The organism is Kribbella qitaiheensis, assembly GCF_014217565.1.
Classification (GTDB): domain Bacteria; phylum Actinomycetota; class Actinomycetes; order Propionibacteriales; family Kribbellaceae; genus Kribbella; species Kribbella qitaiheensis_A.
The window spans coordinates 1,546,513-1,562,323 of record NZ_CP043661.1; the positions used below are offsets into that span (position 1 = coordinate 1,546,513).

Genomic DNA, 15,811 nt, shown 5'->3' on the forward strand with positions numbered 1-15,811 from the left:
CCGCCCTGAGCGTGGCGCCCGCGCGCGTCGCCAACCATTACCTGTCGCTCGGGACGCCCCGCCCCCAACGCGATCAGGCCCGGCACACAGCGTGTGCCGGGCCTGATACAAAATTTCAGGACTTGCGCTTGGCTACTTCTTCGGTGGCGGCGGGGAGGACCTTGTGGAGGTCTCCTACGACGCCGAAGTCGACCAGTTCGAAGATCGGGGCTTCTTCGTCCTTGTTGACGGCCACAATGGTCTTCGAGGTCTGCATGCCGGCGCGGTGCTGGATCGCGCCCGAGATGCCTGCCGCCACGTAGAGCTGCGGTGAGACCGTCTTGCCGGTCTGGCCGACCTGGTAGGCGTGCGGGTACCAACCCGAGTCCACCGCGGCACGCGAGGCACCGACAGCGGCGCCCAGCGAGTCCGCGAAGCCCTCGATCGGCCCGAAGTCGCCACCGGTACCGCGACCACCGGACACGATGATCGCCGCCTCGGTGAGCTCCGGCCGGCCGGTGGCCTCGCGCGGCTTCGACTCGGTGATCCGCGCGGTCTTGGCGGCGTCGGAGATCGTCACGTCGAACTCCTCTACCTCCGGCGAGGTCTGGGCCGCCTCCGGCGTCGCCGCGTTCGGCTTCACCGTGATGATCGGCGTCCCGTGCGTGATCTTCGACTGGACCGAGTAGTTCCCCGCGAACACCGACTGTGTGGTGACAGGACCGGCCTGTACGTCGACGGCGTCGGTGATCAGCCCGGACTCGAGCTTGACCGCCAAGCGGGCGGCGATCTCCTTGCCCTCGGCGCTCGAGGAGATCAGGATCGCGACCGGCTCGATCTTGGCCGCGACCTGCTGCAGCGCTTCCGCCTTCGGAGCGACCAGGTACTGCGTCAGCTCAGGGTTGGTCAGCGCGATCACCTTCGTGGCGCCGTACTGGCCGAGCGCGGGCAGCGCGTCCTGGACACCTTCGCCGATGTAGACGGCAACCGGCTCGCCCAGACGGCGCGCGATGGTGAGGAGTTCCGCGGTCGTCTTACGGACCTTGCCACCGGTGTGGTCAACGAGAACGAGAACGTTCGACATGCTCTGGTCGCCCCTCAGAGGAACTTGTTGGTGGACAGGAACTCGACGAGCTGGGTAGCGCCGCTACCGTCCTCGTCGGTGACGATCGTGCCGGCGGACCGCGGCGGCCGGGCGGTGACCTCGGTGACCTCGGTCCAGGACGAGGCCGCCCCGACCTGGTCGGCGGAGATCTCCAGGTCGGCCAGCGACCAGGTCTCTACCGGCTTCTTCTTCGCGGCCATGATGCCCTTGAAGGACGGGTAGCGCGGCTCACCGGACTGGTCGGACACCGAGAGCACGAGCGGCAGGGTGCCCTCGATCGTGTCGCTGGCGGTGTCGCCGTCGCGGCGGATCGTCACGGTGTTGCCGTCGACGGTCACCGACGAGCCGAGCGTGACACCGGGCAGCCCGAGCCGCTCCGACACCATCGCCGGTACGACGCCCATCGAGCCGTCGGTGGAGGCCATCCCGAACACGACCAGGTCGGCCTCGAGCTTGCCCAGCGCCTTGGCCAGGATCAGCGAGGTCGCCACGGCGTCGGAGCCGTGGATCCCGTCGTCGTTCACGTGGACGCCGGCGTCGGCGCCCATCTGGAGACCCTTCTTGATGGCGTCCGCGGCCTGCTCCGGCCCGACCGTGAGGATGGTCACGGTGCCCTCGGAGCCTTCACCGACTGTGTCCTTCACGGTCAGAGCGGTCTCGACGGCGTACTCGTCCAGTTCGGACAGCAGCCCGTCGACACCGGCCCCGGTCCACCGTGTTGTCCTCGGAGCGGAAGCGGCGGTCCGCGGTGGCATCCGGCACGAACTTCGCGCAGACGACGATCTTCATAGCGTGTGGGACCCCTTCTGGTTAACGGTCACTCCCAGCCTGCCACGGATGTTACCCGCGAGAAACATATGCTCCGTGCGAGTCCCATCACAGTCACCAGTGGCGCCAGGGCCCTGAGTCGGGCCATTAGGCTCACCTGGTGACCGAGACGTTACCGCTCACCGGGGAGAGGACCGCCCCCGGGATCTGGCACGAGAACTATTGGTACGCCCGGCACCTGGCGGCGTACCAGTGGCTGACCGGGCTGATCCCGCCGGCCGGTCGCGTCCTCGACGCCGGCTGCGGCGAGGGGTACGGAGCAGAACTCCTCCGTACTGCGGGCGCCAGGTCGGTGGTCGGCCTCGACTACGACCCTACTGCGTTGCATCACATCGGGAAGGCTTATCCACAGCTCAGAACCCTGCAGGGGAATCTCGTCCAGCAAGGCCTCGCCGACGACTCGTTCGACCTGGTGGTGTCGATGCAGACGATCGAGCACCTCTGGGACCAGCCGGCCTTCGTCGCGGAGTGCGCGCGAGTGGTCCGGCCCGGCGGCGCCGTAGTACTGGCGACGCCCAACCGGCTCACCTTCCCACCGGGGAACTGGTACCACACCAGGGAGTTGAGCGGCCCGGAATTTGTCGACCTGGTGGCCGCCAAAATGGAAGTCACCACCGTTGCAGGCCTCCAGCACGGACCCCGGTTGCGCGCCTGGGAAGCGCAGTACGGAAAGATTGTCGACGCTCAGCTGGCGGATGATCACCAGGAGTGGAGCCAATCTCTGATAGACCTTGTTCGATCAGTGCGAGCCACCGACTTCGCAGTCGAGGAGTCCACCCCCACCGGGACCGCGGACTCGCTCGACCTCTTGGTCGTCGCTCGGTCGACCCGTTGACCAGCTCCCGACCAGCCTCCGGAGATAACCATCCGGCCAAGGCTTGAAGAAATTGACCCCAGGTGACTTCTATTACACCGGCTGGGTATGTCAGAGTCGTCCGCGTCCTTCGCGACCTGTCTGGCTGCCGCCCCGGTTGCCACGTCACAGTCGGACCCTGACCATGGTTTGGATTCCTTGAGAATGAAAAAGCTTGTTCTAGCGATCGGCGTCGCACTGACCGCCGTCGCCGCCGCCGTCGTGGTGTTCCTCGGTGGACCGTCGAACGCGTCGCCGATCTCCCAGGACGCCGTCGTCTCCCCCAACCCGTCGGACAAGACGCCGCGGGTCCAGGACGGCGCCGTGTACAAGATGCTCTACACCGGCGGCGTCACGTTCGTCGGTGGCCAGTTCACCCAGGTGAAGACGTACACCAACACCGGCACCTTCAACCGCAACCGGTTGTTCGCGTTCAACGCCAGCACCGGTGGCGTGACCGGACTGCACGCCACCTTCAACTCCGAGGTGTGGGCACTCGCGACCGACGGCACCAACCTCTGGGTCGGCGGCTACTTCAACACGGTCAACGGCGTGAAGCGGACCGGTGTGGTCAAGCTCAACCCGGCGACGGGTGCCGTCGACACCAAGTTCAACGCGAACCTGAACGGCTCGGTCACCGACATGGCTTACGTGAAGGGCCGGCTCATCCTGGGCGGCAGCTTCAGCAAGCACCTGGCCGCGGTCAACCCGGCCACCGGCGGCGACACCGGCTACATCAACATCGCGTTCGCCGGCGCGCCGAACTACGGCGACCCGGGCCCGACCAAGGTGTTCCGGTTCGCGGTCAACCCAGCCGGCACCCGGATCGCGCTGGTCGGCACCTTCACCTCGGTCGGCGGTCAGGCCCGTCAGCGCGCCGCGATGATCAACCTGGGCACCAGTTCCGCCTCGGTCAGCGGCTGGTACTCGTCGCTGTGGAACAACACGTGCAGCACGGCGGCCCCGTCGTACACCCGTGACGTCGACTTCTCGCCGGACGGTTCCTTCTTCGTGATCGTCACCACCGGCGCGGGCTTCCCGGACGAAAAGAACCGGCTGTGCGACTCCGCGAGCCGCTGGAACACCAACGACCAGAAAACCACCTACCCGATCTGGGTGAACTACACCGGTGGCGACACGTTGCTCTCGGTCCAGGTGACCCGCGCGGCCGTCTACGTCCAGGGCCACCAGCGCTGGCTGAACAACCCGCACGGCGATAACTTCCCCGGCGACGGCGCGGTCGACCGGCCGGGCATCGGTGCGCTGAACCCGAGCACCGGTAACGCCTACTCCTGGAACCCGACCAAGGAACGGGGAGTCGGCGGCTACGACCTGCTGCTCAGCCCGGGCGGCCTCTGGGTCGGCTCCGACACCACCCACATCGGTGGCGAGGTGCACGAGCGGCTGGCCTTCCTCCCGCTCCCGTAATTGCCCTCAGCAACCAATAGCGACGGCCCCGGATCCTGGTGATCCGGGGCCGTTCTGCGTCCGCTGCTACAGCAGACCTGCTACGGACGGACGAAGCGCTCGATGATCTTGCCGGCGATCAGGTAGACCAGCGCCGCGATCCCCCAGTTCACCAGCAGGGTGTTCTTGGCGGTCTCCAGCCGGAACAGGTCCTTGAACGGGCCGACGATCTCGCGACCGCGATCCAGCACGAACCGGACGATCTCGTTGCTCTGGTTCGCCTGGTCGAGCGCGGTGAAGAGCGCACCAAGAGCCAGTACCGCAGCCGCCAGTACGGCGATCAGCCAGATCGCCGAGGCGATCACGTTCCGGGTTCGCTTCACCCCGGAGCCGACGGTCGACATCGCCGCCTTGCCCTTGCCGCCGGCCACGCCGGTCGAGGCCGACTTCGCCACCGGGTTGCCGGGCTTCTTGGCGGCCGCCGGCTTGTTACCGACGACACCGGTAGTCGGCGTACTGGCCACTGCCGGCTGACGAGTGAGCGGTTTCGTCACCGAGGTGTCGTCCTTCTTCCCGTCGACAGCCCCCGCGGCAGCCTCCTCAGCGGCTTTCTCGCGGGCCCTTTGCGCCGCGACGATCTCCGCGGCGGTCTTGGGCTTGGCCGCTTTCGTCGCCGTGGCGGTCGAGCCACGAGCGCCGGTCGAAGTCTCCTCGGCCTTCGCGTCCGGCGGTGTCACCGCCTTCTCGGCATCGGCGGCGTCGGCCGCTTTGTCGTCGTGAGTACCCACGTCGTCCATCTCCTCAGCCGGGGTCGGTTCCTCGTCCGCCACCGGTCCCAGCACCGGCGGCTTCTTCCGCTTGTTGCCCGGGACCGGACGCGGCGTCAATCTCCGCCGCACGCCTGGCACCGGGGCCGGCAAGACGTCGTCCACACTGTCCAACGTAGCGACGTCCGCACTCTCGGCCACAATCGGCACCGGTTCGACCGCCCGGTGCCGTGCGCCCGTGATCGAGCCGTCGGCAGCAGCCTGGTCAAGACTCGACCGCTGGCCGTTGGCGTCAGCCACGCTGCTTCTCCTCTCCGACGGCGTCCGGGACATAGTGCCCGACTGGCGAGTAACTTGAGAACCCCTGGGTCACATCTGCTTTATCACCACTCGTAGGTGATCCGTTACCGGGCGGCGCGCCGCCCTCCCCCACCGGAAGCCCAGCCGGTCCGACGGGCGCAGGCTCAGCCGGTCCGACGGGCGCAGGCTCAGCCGGTCCGACGGGCGCAGACTCCTCCGGTACTGCGGGCGCTCCCGCGCGCAGCCGGGCGGCGGTCTCGTCGTTCTCGCGCGCCAGCTTCTCCAGGTACGCCCGGCGCTCCGCCTCGGCCTCGTACCGGCTGACCCGGTCGCGGACCACCACGGCCGGGATGCCGGCCGCCACGGAGTACTCCGGAATGTTGCCTCGGGCAACACTGTTCGCCCCGATCACCACCCCGCGGCCGATATCGGTCCCGCGCGTCACGGTCACCTTGGTGGCCAGCCAGCAGTCCGGGCCGATCCGGACCGGCGACTTGACCAGCCCCTGGTCCTTGATCGGCAGCCCGAGGTCCTCGGTCTTGTGGTCGAAGTCGCAGATGTAGGTCCAGTCGGCGATCAGGGTGGAGGCGCCGATCTCGATGTCCAGGTAGCAGTTCACCGTGACGTCGCGGGCGAACACCACCTTGTCGCCGATCCGCAGCGTGCCTTCGTGCGCGCGCAGCCGGGTCTCGTCGCCCAGATGAACCCACTTGCCCAGGATCAGCCGGCCGTGGCCGGGTCTGGCAACGATCTCCAGCTTCTTGCCGAGGAAGACGAATCCCTCGGTGATCACCTGCCGGTGCCGCATCTTGAACACCGCGAAGCGCCAGTACCGCTTCAGGTAGTACGGCGTCCACGCCCGGTGGCGCACCACCCAGCGCAGATTCGCCGCGGTCAGCAAGCGCATCCGTCCATTATGCGCATGCCTTACGGGGCTACCCCGGTGATCGACACGTTGTAGTAGAGCTCGTCGGGAACTACCTGCGAGAGCACCTTGTCGATCTTGGAGAGCTGCAGCCACGACTTGTAGGCGAACATCCGCCAGCCGAAGCCGAGCTTGCTCTCCGGTACGGCGGCCTCGAACGTCCGGATCGGCCAGCCGACCCAGGCCGCGAGCAGCTCTTCGGTGACAGTCCGCACGCCGGTCGCGCCAGCGCGCTCGGCCATCCGGACCAGCGTGTCCGGGTCGAAGGTGTGCAGGTCCACCACGGCTTCGAGCGCGGCCGCGCGGGAGGACTCGTCGAGTTCGGACTGCGGACGGCGCCAGTGGCTCAGGGCCGGCAGCTTGGTCACGTTGGTGGTCGCCCACCAGGTGAGCCGGGAGAGCCGGCGCGCCACGTAGTCGCCGTACCGGGTCGGTTCGCCGCAGATGACGAAGCGGCCGCCCGGCTTGAGCACGCGGAGCATCTCGCGGAAGGCCAGTTCGACGTCCGGGATGTGGTGGATCACGGCGTGCCCGATGACGAGGTCGAAGGTGTCGTCGTCGTACGGGAGCTTCTCCGCGTCGGCGACCTTGCCCTCGATCGCGAAGCCGAGGGTGTCGGCGTTCCGCTTGGCGGCCTCGACCATGCCGGGCGACAGGTCGGTCACGTGCGCCTCGGCCAGTACGCCGGCGAGCTTGAGGTTCAGGGTGAAGAACCCGGTACCGGCGCCGATCTCGAGCGACTTGCCGTACGGCCAGCCTTCCGATCCGGCAACGTCGGTGAACCTGTCGCGGGCGTAATCGACGCAGCGTTCGTCGTACGAGATCGACCACTTCTCGTCATACGTGGACGCTTCCCAGTCGTGGTAGAGCACCTGGGCGAGCTTGTTGTCGTTCCACGCGGCTTCGACCTCTTCGGCGGAGGCAGCGGGCTTCGGTCCGGCAGTGGTCATCAGATTCCCTTGAACTCGGCTTTGCCGGGGCCGTTCTCGACGAAAGACTTCATCCCGATCGAACGGTCTTCGGTAGCGAAGAGGCCCGCGAACTGCTGACGCTCGATCTCCAGCCCGGTGTGCAGGTCCACGCCGAGGCCGGCGTCGATCGCTTCCTTGGCGGCCCGGAGCGCGAGCGAGGCACCCTTGGAGAACTGCGAGGCCCAGGCGACGGCGGCGGTGTACACCTCGGCGGCAGGGACGACCTTGTCGACGAGCCCGATCTGAAGCGACTCGGCGGCGTCGACGAAACGGCCGGTGAAGATGATGTCCTTGGCCTTCGAGGGGCCGATCAGCCTGGAGAGGCGCTGCGTGCCACCTGCGCCGGGGATGACACCGAGCAGGATCTCGGGCTGGCCGAGCTTCGCGTCGTCGGCGGCGATCCGGTAGTCGGTGCACAGAGCGAGCTCACAGCCGCCACCGAGCGCGTAGCCGGTGATCGCGGCAACGGTCGGCTTCGGGATCGCGGCGACCGCCGACAGCGAGGCCTGCAGCGGCCCGGAGCGCTTGACCATGTCGGCGTACGACATGTCGGCCATCTCCTTGATGTCCGCGCCGGCCGCGAACACCCGCTCACCGCCGTAGACGACGACAGCCCGTACTGCGTCGTCCGCACCGGCCGCTTCCGCCGCCTCACGGATCTCGTCCTGGACCTGAACGTTGAGCGCGTTCATCTTCGGCCGGTCCAACCGGATCGTCCCGACCCCGTCACTCACCGTCAGGTTGACGAACTCACCCATCGCTTGGCTCCTCCAGTCCAGGATTACCCACCGGTCACATCCCCGGGCACGCTACCGGACCACCCACCAAACAGATCAGCATCCCCCTACACCAAGCGTGCGCTCCCCTCCTCCTCTCGGGCTTACCCCACCCGCATACCAATGGGCCAACCCCAACCCCAAGGGCGAACCCCCACACCAGTGGGGTAACCCCAACCGTCGGCAGCGAACCCTCACCTCAGGGCAACAAAGCGTGCGCTCCGCCCCTCCAATTGGGGTTACCCCACGGGACAAAGCGTGCGCTCCGCCCCTCCAATTGGGGTTACCCCACTGGTATGCCGATGGGGTAACCCCAACTGCAGGGGCGAACCCCCACGGGGGTGGGGTGAGGACACGGTGGGGTGAGGACACGGGGGGGTGAGGACACGGGGGTGAGGACACGGGGGGTGAGGACACGGGGGTGAGGACACGGGGGGGAATCGGTTACAGGTCGACGGGTTGGCCGGAGGTGGCGGAGCGGCGGGCCGCGTCGACTATGCGGAGGGTGCGGAGGCCGACTTCGCCGTCGGGTTGCGGGACCGACGCCGGTGGCTTGCCGGGGACGGCAGGGCCGCTGGAACGGACGGCGGTGAGGAACTCGGCGAGCATCATGCCGTCGAGGTCGCCGCCGATCGAGAGGAAGACCTCGCCGTCGGCGTTGGTGCCACCGACGTGCGGGAGGAACGGCGCGATCTCGACCGAGCCGTTCGTGCCGGTGACCTGCATCGTCACCCCACCCCAGGTCGGCCCGTTGTCCGGCACGCTCCACGAGCAGTCGATCGTGGCCAACAGCCCGTTCGCGTAGGTGATAGTCACCAACCCACCGGTCTCGACCTCCACCCCCTTGTCCTGGTGCAGCACCCGGTTGGCCACCGCGTAGACACGAGTCGCCTCCACGCCACCGGTGAGACCGTCGATTAGGTCTGCGCAGTGCACGGTGTGATCCACCAGTGCTCCCCCACCGGCGTACGCGGCATCGGTGAACCACTGCCGCTGCGCGTACGGGATCTTGCCGTTGTTCGTCCCGATCACCGCGAACACGTCACCGAGCCGGCCGGCTTCGACCATCGCCCGGAGCCGCCCGTACGACGGCGCGAAGCGCACCGGGTACGCCGTCATCAGGATCACACCGGCCGCCTCGCAGGCCGCGAGCATGGCCTCGCCATCGACGACCTCGGTCGCGAGCGGCTTCTCACAGAGCACGTGCGCCCCAACCGCTGCGGCTCGCTCCACCAGACCTCGATGCAGTGAGTTCTCGCTCGTCACCACGACCGCGTCCGGCCCCCAGGCGAAGAGTTCGTCGTACGAGTCGACGTACGGCACGCCGAGCTTCGCGGCGAACTCGGCACCGCGCGGACAAGCATCGGGTGCCGCGGCGCCGTCCGGGTCGGCCGTCAGAACCTCGACGTCCGGCATCGCCCCGAGCAGTCTCGCGTACGACGACGCGTGGGTGTGGGCGAACGACGCGATCGCGACCTTCATGCGGAAACTCCAGACGGGACGTAGCGACCCGGGTGGTGGGGCGGGGAAGGAATGAATACAGCCATGTCGATCGCGCGGCCAGTCGCCATCGATTCGCGCGCGGCCTCGGCGAGGTAGACGGCCGCGATGCCGTCATCGGCCACCACCCGCGGCTCGTCGCCACCGCGCAGCGCGCTCGCGAGCTCCCTCAACTGCGTCAGATAAGGACTCTCGTAGAGCGTCGACGACGGAATCAGCAGATCGCCCGCAGAAGCGTTGTCCTGCAGTTCTTCGGCAAACCCGGTGTCCTCAGCCGACGAGTACTCCAGTACGCCGGACGCGCCCGCGATCGAGAAGCCTGACCGGAACTGGGTACCGACAGCTCCCCAGGTCGCCCGCAGATGGCTGATCGCGCCGCCCTCGTGGGTCAGTGTCACGTGGGCCGCCACATTGACCGGACTGATCCCATCCACCGTCGGCGGGCTCTGCACGGCGTACACGCTGGTGACCTCGCCGCAGATCCAGCGGGCCTGGTCGAGGTCGTGCACCATCAGGTCCATGATGACGCCGCCCGAGCGGGCGACATCGCGGTACCAGCCGGCTCCGGCGGGCGAGCTGGCCACCCGGAAGAACCGAGCCACCGCGACCTGCCCGATGCGGCCTTCCCGTACGGCGGCATGCGCAGCGGCGTACGCCGGGAAGAACCGCACGACGTGCGCCGGATAGATCCGTACGCCGGCCGCGGCAGCCGCCTCGGCCAGCTCGCGCGAGTCGGCAGCGGTCAGCGTCAGCGGCTTCTCGCAGATCACGTCGCGGCCGGCCTTGATCGCGGCCAGGGTGATCTCCTTGTGCGTCGCCGAGGGCGTGACGATGTCGACGAAGTCCACCTCGGCGAACAACGCGTCCATCGACTCGGCGACCTCCAGCCCGTACTGCGCGGCCAACTCGGCGGCACCCGCGTGTGAATGCACCAGCACCCGCGCCTCCAGCGCCTTCCAGGCCTGGACGTGTACGTGCGCGATGTTGCCCGCGCCGATCAGGCCGACCGTGAGGCCGGCCAGTTGTGGTTCACCCATGACGTCCCTAAATTTGGTCCGGCTCTACTTGAGTCCGGAGAATGCGATGCCTTCGACGACCCGGCGCTGCAGGACGACGAAGAGGATCAGGATCGGCGCCATTGCCATCAGTGCCGCAGCCATCATGACGCCTGGCGAAATGCTGCCTTCATAGCCGCTCAAAGTGGCAAGCCCGACCGCGAGCGGCATCTCCTCCGGCGACGAGGTGACGACCAGCGGCCAGAGCAGGTCGGCCCACGAGGTGAGCACGGTGATGATGGCCAGCGAGGTCAGTCCCGGCTTGGCGACCGGCAGGACGACCTTCCAGAACGTCTGCCACGGATTGCAGCCGTCCAGCCGGGCGGCCTCCTCCAGCTCGACCGGGATCGTCTTGAAGAACTGCATCATCAGGAAGGTGCCGAACGCACTGAAGATGCCGGGGGCAATGATTCCCTGGATGCTGTCCAGCCAGCCGAGCCGCTGGACGATCTGGTACTGCGGGATCAGGTACACCTGGCTCGGCACCATCAGGATGGACAGGATCAAGGCGAGCATCACCGCCTTGAACCGGAAGGACATCCGGGCGAACGCGTAGCCGGCCAGTGAGCACAGCAGCAACTGGCCGACCGTCCGGCCGAGCGTCACCGCGACCGAGACCCAGAACTGGCTGAGGAACGGCAACCGCTGGAACACCTCGCTGAAGTTGCTCCACTCCAGGCCCTTCGGCAACAGGTCCGGCGGGATCGCCTGGATCTCGGCCTGGCTGGAGAACGCCATCTTCAGCTGCCACAGGAACGGGAACATCATCACCAGGCTGCCGATGGTCAGGACGACATGCGCGAGCCGGTTGCTGCCGAGCCGCTCTCGATCGGATCGTCTAGTCATAGTTCACCCACCTGCGTTGGAGCCGGAACTGGAACAGGGTCAGCAGCCCGACCACGAGCAGGATCAGTACCGCGACGGCCGCGGCGTACCCGCGTTCGTTGCCGACGAAGGCCGCGTCGTAGAACAGGAACACCAGCGACTGCGTCTTCGGCATCACCGGGTTGGCCGGACCGAGCAACGCGAACAACTGGTCGAAGAGCTGGAAGCCGGCGATCGTGGTGATCACCGACAGGAAAAAGATCGACGGCGTCAGCAGCGGGACCGTGATGGACCGGAACTGCTGCGCCCGGCTCGCGCCGTCCAGGGCCGCGGCCTCGTACAGCTCGGCCGGGATGCCCTTCAACCCGGCCGAGAGCACGATCATGTTGAACCCGATCACCAGCCACAACCCGAGCAACGCGACCGCGACCAGCGCGAACCAAGGCTGGGTGATCCACGACGGTCCGTCGATGCCGATCACCCCGAGCGCCTGGTTCAGTACGCCGTAGTCGCCGTTGTAGATGATCCGCCACACCAACGAGATGGCCGTCGGCATCGCGACGTACGGGAGGAAGAACAGCGTCCGGTAGACCATCGCGCCCCTGAGCCCAGGGCGGTTCAGCAGGCTGGCGATCAGCACTGCGATCGGGATGCCGAGCAGCACGATCGCGGTGTAGACGATCGTGTTCAGGATCGCCCGGTAGACCTCGGAGTCGCCGACCAGCTGGCTGTAGTTCGCCGCCCCGACCCACGTCGCGCCACCGAACGGCCCGGTCTCCGTGAAGCTGTCGTACAGCGTCTTGACCAACGGCCAGAGGTAGAACACCAGCACCCCGAGGAACGTCGGCAACACAAACAACCACGGCCACTTGCCGTCCGCTGAGCGGGAGCTGCTCACCTTTCTTTGCCCAGGGCCTCGTTCATCTTGGTGGCGACGTCCGCGCCGACCTCGGACATCGGCTTGTCACCGCCGAACGCGGGCCCGAGTTCGTCGGTCTCGAGCTTGTTCCAGACGCCGGTGTCCTTGGAGACCGGGTACGGCTCGGCGTACTGCTCGGCCGCGTCGATGTAGGTCTTCAGGTCGTACTGCGGGGCGCTGTTCACGAAGTCGGTCTGGGTGCCGGTGAACGCCGGGTTGGCGGCGCCGGCCTTGGCCTGGATCAGCGCGGCGTCCTTGCCGCCGAGGAAGGCCAGGAACGCGGCCGCCGCGGTCGGGTTCTTCGACTTGGCACTCATCACGTTCGCGATGCCGTGGATGACGGTCTTGCGCTCACCGTTCGGGGCCTTCGGCAACGCAACGACGGCGAAGTCGTCCTTGTACCGCGACTTGAGCGCGACCGAGACGACCCAGTTGCCGTTCCACATCATCGCGGCCTTGCCGTCGAAGAAGCGGTCCTGGCTCTTGGTCTCGGCGTTCTGCGCGGCCGACGGGGTGTAGCCGCCCTTGACCATGTCGGACCAGAACTGGAGCGCCTCGACCGACTTCGGATCGCCGTACCCGGACTTGCCGTCCTTGACCACGAAGCCGCCGTTGCTGAGCATCGCCGGGTAGTAGTTGGCCTGGTTGCCGAGGGTGTCACCGGTGGCGAAGATGCCCTTCGGTCCGAGCGCGGCCTTGAGCTTGACCGCGGCGGCCTGGTAGTCGTTCCAGGTCCAGTCGGCGGTCGGCGGGGCGACCTTGGCATCGGCCAGAAGGCGCTTGTTGTACCAGAGCGCGATCGTGTCGAAGTCCTTCGGTACGCCGTACTGCTTGCCGTCCAGCGAGTAGAGATCGTCCAGCGCCTTCGGGTAGTTGGCGGGGTCGATCTGCTTGGCGCCGGTCAGCCCGTCGAGGGTGGCTAGCTGCTTGTTCGAGGCGAACAGCTGGAAGTTCGGGCCGTTCATCCAGAACACGTCGGGCAGGTTGTCCGACGAGCCCTGCGTCTTCAGCTTGGTGAAGTACTGGTCGAAGGCGGCCAGCGAGATGGACACCTTCACGTTCGGGTACTTGTCGTTGAACGCCTTCACGATCTGCTGCATCGCGGGCTGCTGGTTCACGTCCCAGATCGCGTAGGTGAGGTCGCCCTTCACCTGCGCCGGATCGTCCGGGACCTTCGCGTCGCCGCCGGAGCCCGAGTTGCCTCCGCAGGCCGCCAGCGCGGTGACGGCGAGTGCGGTGGCGACCAGGGACAGGCCGTACTTCAGAGGGGGGATTCGCATGGTCATCTCCTCGGCTAGAGAGCACGAGAGTTTGTCAGGACCGGGCAAGGTCTTACCTGGCAGGGATGGCGTCAGGTAACTTAGTAACGGTTCTTACGTTTGTATCATTGCGCGTCTGTGTTCGCAACTACCCACTCACGCGCATTACCAACATCGTTACCGACATCTCACTGCTCTTTTGGACCGTCTTAGTCCTGTCATGGGCACAATGTGCCGGTGACCGAAGCCACCGCCGCCCCGAACGAGCTCGGCCCCGCCCTGGACCAGGACCTGCGGCTGGGCGCGGTGGTGCAATCCGACGGCACCACCTTCACGTTGTGGGCGCCGGCCGCCGAGCGCGTGGAGCTCGCCCTGGTCGCTCCGGACGGCAGCCAGCGCAACCTCGATCTGGTCCACACCGGCGAGTGCTGGACCGGCTTCGTCCCCGACGTCGGCCCCGGCCAGCGCTACGGGTACCGGGTGCACGGGCCGTTCGACCCGACGCATGGGCTGCGGTTCAACCCGGCGAAGTTGCTGCTCGACCCCTACGCGCGGGCGGTCGACGGATCGCTCGACTTCGCCAGCCCGCTGATCTACGACTCCTCCGAGGGGGACTCGGCCGGGCACGTCCCGGTCGGCGTGGTCGTCGCCCCGTCCGAGCCACCGCCGCCGATCAGCCGGCCGGTGCCGTGGACCGAGACCGTCATCTACGAACTGCACACCAAGGGCTTCACCAAGCTGCACCCCGACGTACCGGAGCACCAGCGCGGCACGTACGCCGGGCTGGCGCATCCCTCGGTGATCAACTACCTGGTCGAACTCGGGGTCACCTCGGTCGAGTTGCTGCCCATCCACCACTTCCTGACCGAGCCCGCGATCGCGGCGCGTGGGCTGCCCAACTACTGGGGCTACAACACGCTGAACTTCTTCGCCCCACACGCGCCGTACTCGTCGTCGGGTTCGTTGGGTGAGCAGGTCGCGGAGTTCAAGGCGATGGTGGCCGCGTTCCATGCCGCCGGGATCGAGGTGATCCTCGACGTGGTCTACAACCACACGGCCGAGGGCGGCTTCGACGGGCCGACGCTGAGCTTCCGCGGCATCGAGAACCGCGCGTACTACCGGCTCACGCAGGGCGGCGCGATGTACGACGTGACGGGCACTGGCAACTCCGTCGACACGTCGCACCCGCAGGTCCGCCGGCTGGTGATGGACTCGCTGCGCTACTGGGTCGAGGAGATGGGCATCGACGGGTTCCGCTTCGACCTCGCGGTGACACTGATCCGCAACGAACGCCATGAGGTCGACACGGTCGGGCACCCGTTCCTCGCCGAGGTCGCCGCAGATCCGGTGCTCGGCCGGGTCAAGCTGATCTCCGAGCCGTGGGACGTCGGCAACTTCGGCTACCAGGTCGGCAACTTCGGTACGCCGTGGTCGGAGTGGAACGGCAAGTACCGCGACTCGGTGCGCGATGTCTGGCGCACTTCGTCGTACGGCGTACAGGACCTCGCCTACCGGCTGTCCGGCTCCAGCGACCTGTACGGCGACGACGGGCGCTACCCGTACGCGTCGATCAACTTCGTCACCGCGCACGACGGGTTCACCTTGCGCGACCTGGTCTCGTACGACTACAAGCACAACGAGCAGAACCACGAGGACAACCGCGACGGCACCGACGACAACAGGTCCTGGAACTGCGGCGTCGAAGGCGAGACGGACGACGCCGGTGTCATCGCGCTGCGCAAACGGCAGATGGCGAACCTGATGGCGACGATGGTGCTGTCGACCGGCGTACCGATGATCACCGCGGGCGACGAGTGCGGACGGACGCAGCACGGGAACAACAATCCGTACTGCCAGGACAACGAGACCTCGTGGTTCGACTGGTCGCTGCCGTCATCGTGGCCGGACCAGCTGGAGCTGACCAAGAAGCTACTGGCGCTGCGGGCGGCTCATCCGACGCTGCGTCAGTGGCACTATTTCTCGGGTCAGCCGGTGGTTCCCGGTGGGCGCAAGGATCTGTCGTGGATCGCGCCGCACGGCGGAGAGATGACCGAGGCCGACTGGCACGACGGGAATCTGCGCACGATCGGGATGTTCCTGGCCGGCGACGCCATCCGCGGAACCGATGCCGAGGGCAACGTTCCGGTGGACAACTCGTTCCTGCTCGCGCTGAACGCGACGGCGGAGACGCGTGATGTCGTCGTACCGGACGAGTCGTGGGCGCCGGCGTACGAGGTCGTTCTGGACACCAGCAACAGCGGCGCGACCGAGGTCGCGGCCGGCGCCGTGGTTCCGCTGGCGCCGCGCTGCCTGGTGCTGTTGCGCGCGCTCTGAGCTGCCTT

General features: G+C 67.3%; 14 protein-coding genes. 3 read left to right on the forward strand and 11 right to left on the reverse strand.

Annotated elements, in window-relative coordinates; all coding sequences use genetic code 11:
• Positions 1 to 115 precede the first annotated feature (115 nt).
• Together F1D05_RS06985 and F1D05_RS06990 are read right to left on the reverse strand one after the other, a co-directional pair.
• Positions 116 to 1,063, reverse strand: coding sequence for an electron transfer flavoprotein subunit alpha/FixB family protein (locus F1D05_RS06985; RefSeq protein ID WP_185446521.1), 948 nt, complete (start codon positions 1,061 to 1,063; stop codon positions 116 to 118).
• 14 nt (positions 1,064 to 1,077) lie between these two features.
• Positions 1,078 to 1,839, reverse strand: a complete 762-nt coding sequence (locus tag F1D05_RS06990) for an electron transfer flavoprotein subunit beta/FixA family protein (protein ID WP_246486483.1) — start codon at positions 1,837 to 1,839, stop codon at positions 1,078 to 1,080.
• A 173-nt stretch (positions 1,840 to 2,012) separates the two neighbouring features.
• Here F1D05_RS06990 and F1D05_RS06995 point away from each other — a divergent pair, with 173 nt between their 5' ends.
• Together F1D05_RS06995 and F1D05_RS07000 are read left to right on the forward strand one after the other, a co-directional pair.
• Complete coding sequence (locus F1D05_RS06995; protein ID WP_185446522.1) at positions 2,013 to 2,747, forward strand: class I SAM-dependent methyltransferase; 735 nt, start codon at positions 2,013 to 2,015, stop codon at positions 2,745 to 2,747.
• Between the two features lie 183 nt (positions 2,748 to 2,930).
• Complete coding sequence (locus F1D05_RS07000) at positions 2,931 to 4,193, forward strand: hypothetical protein (protein WP_185446523.1); 1,263 nt, start codon at positions 2,931 to 2,933, stop codon at positions 4,191 to 4,193.
• Positions 4,194 to 4,273: 80 nt separating this feature from the next.
• On the opposite strand, the gene F1D05_RS07005 is transcribed toward F1D05_RS07000, so the two are convergent.
• The 9 genes from F1D05_RS07005 to F1D05_RS07045 all read right to left on the reverse strand — a co-directional run bounded on the left by F1D05_RS07005 (position 4,274) and on the right by F1D05_RS07045 (position 13,490).
• Positions 4,274 to 5,239 (reverse strand): hypothetical protein, encoded by a 966-nt coding sequence (locus tag F1D05_RS07005; protein WP_246486484.1) that lies wholly within the window; start codon positions 5,237 to 5,239, stop codon positions 4,274 to 4,276.
• A complete protein-coding gene (locus tag F1D05_RS07010) occupies positions 5,232 to 6,146 on the reverse strand; it encodes an acyltransferase (RefSeq protein ID WP_185446525.1) in 915 nt (304 codons plus the stop codon). The genes F1D05_RS07005 and F1D05_RS07010 overlap by 8 nt, the downstream gene beginning before the upstream one ends.
• A 20-nt stretch (positions 6,147 to 6,166) precedes the next feature.
• Entirely contained in the window at positions 6,167 to 7,114 is a 948-nt protein-coding gene (locus tag F1D05_RS07015) for a class I SAM-dependent methyltransferase (RefSeq protein ID WP_185446526.1), read from the reverse strand.
• A complete protein-coding gene (locus F1D05_RS07020) occupies positions 7,114 to 7,893 on the reverse strand; it encodes an enoyl-CoA hydratase/isomerase family protein (protein ID WP_185446527.1) in 780 nt (259 codons plus the stop codon). Before F1D05_RS07020 ends, F1D05_RS07015 begins: the two co-directional genes overlap by 1 nt.
• 462 nt (positions 7,894 to 8,355) lie before the next feature.
• Positions 8,356 to 9,393 carry a Gfo/Idh/MocA family protein gene (locus F1D05_RS07025; protein WP_185446528.1) on the reverse strand — a complete coding sequence of 346 codons (1,038 nt, stop codon included), beginning with the start codon at positions 9,391 to 9,393 and terminating at the stop codon, positions 8,356 to 8,358.
• Positions 9,390 to 10,448: a Gfo/Idh/MocA family protein gene (locus F1D05_RS07030; protein WP_185446529.1), complete on the reverse strand. Its 1,059-nt coding sequence runs from the start codon at positions 10,446 to 10,448 to the stop codon at positions 9,390 to 9,392. Before F1D05_RS07030 ends, F1D05_RS07025 begins: the two co-directional genes overlap by 4 nt.
• A gap of 24 nt (positions 10,449 to 10,472) precedes the next feature.
• Complete coding sequence (locus F1D05_RS07035; protein WP_185446530.1) at positions 10,473 to 11,312, reverse strand: carbohydrate ABC transporter permease; 840 nt, start codon at positions 11,310 to 11,312, stop codon at positions 10,473 to 10,475.
• Positions 11,305 to 12,189: a carbohydrate ABC transporter permease gene (locus tag F1D05_RS07040; RefSeq protein WP_185446531.1), complete on the reverse strand. Its 885-nt coding sequence runs from the start codon at positions 12,187 to 12,189 to the stop codon at positions 11,305 to 11,307. The genes F1D05_RS07035 and F1D05_RS07040 overlap by 8 nt, the downstream gene beginning before the upstream one ends.
• Positions 12,186 to 13,490 carry an ABC transporter substrate-binding protein gene (locus F1D05_RS07045; RefSeq protein ID WP_185446532.1) on the reverse strand — a complete coding sequence of 435 codons (1,305 nt, stop codon included), beginning with the start codon at positions 13,488 to 13,490 and terminating at the stop codon, positions 12,186 to 12,188. The genes F1D05_RS07040 and F1D05_RS07045 overlap by 4 nt, the downstream gene beginning before the upstream one ends.
• 216 nt (positions 13,491 to 13,706) lie before the next feature.
• Between F1D05_RS07045 and glgX the strand changes: the two genes are divergently transcribed.
• Positions 13,707 to 15,803: a glycogen debranching protein GlgX gene (gene glgX, locus F1D05_RS07050; RefSeq protein ID WP_428995004.1), complete on the forward strand. Its 2,097-nt coding sequence runs from the start codon at positions 13,707 to 13,709 to the stop codon at positions 15,801 to 15,803.
• The last annotated feature ends 8 nt before the right edge of the window (positions 15,804 to 15,811 follow it).

What these genes read in the sequence shown, in the direction of transcription:
- F1D05_RS06985 (WP_185446521.1), bottom strand. Translation starts at nt 1,063, where the DNA reads ATGTCGAACGTTCTCGTTCTCGTTGACCACACCGGTGGCAAGGTCCGT.
- F1D05_RS07015 (WP_185446526.1), bottom strand. Translation starts at nt 7,114, where the DNA reads ATGACCACTGCCGGACCGAAGCCCGCTGCCTCCGCCGAAGAGGTCGAA.
- F1D05_RS06990 (WP_246486483.1), bottom strand. Translation starts at nt 1,839, where the DNA reads ATGCCACCGCGGACCGCCGCTTCCGCTCCGAGGACAACACGGTGGACC.
- F1D05_RS07025 (WP_185446528.1), bottom strand. Translation starts at nt 9,393, where the DNA reads ATGAAGGTCGCGATCGCGTCGTTCGCCCACACCCACGCGTCGTCGTAC.
- F1D05_RS07035 (WP_185446530.1), bottom strand. Translation starts at nt 11,312, where the DNA reads ATGACTAGACGATCCGATCGAGAGCGGCTCGGCAGCAACCGGCTCGCG.
- F1D05_RS07045 (WP_185446532.1), bottom strand. Translation starts at nt 13,490, where the DNA reads ATGCGAATCCCCCCTCTGAAGTACGGCCTGTCCCTGGTCGCCACCGCA.
- F1D05_RS07010 (WP_185446525.1), bottom strand. Translation starts at nt 6,146, where the DNA reads ATGCGCTTGCTGACCGCGGCGAATCTGCGCTGGGTGGTGCGCCACCGG.
- F1D05_RS07020 (WP_185446527.1), bottom strand. Translation starts at nt 7,893, where the DNA reads ATGGGTGAGTTCGTCAACCTGACGGTGAGTGACGGGGTCGGGACGATC.
- F1D05_RS07000 (WP_185446523.1), top strand. Translation starts at nt 2,931, where the DNA reads ATGAAAAAGCTTGTTCTAGCGATCGGCGTCGCACTGACCGCCGTCGCC.
- F1D05_RS07030 (WP_185446529.1), bottom strand. Translation starts at nt 10,448, where the DNA reads ATGGGTGAACCACAACTGGCCGGCCTCACGGTCGGCCTGATCGGCGCG.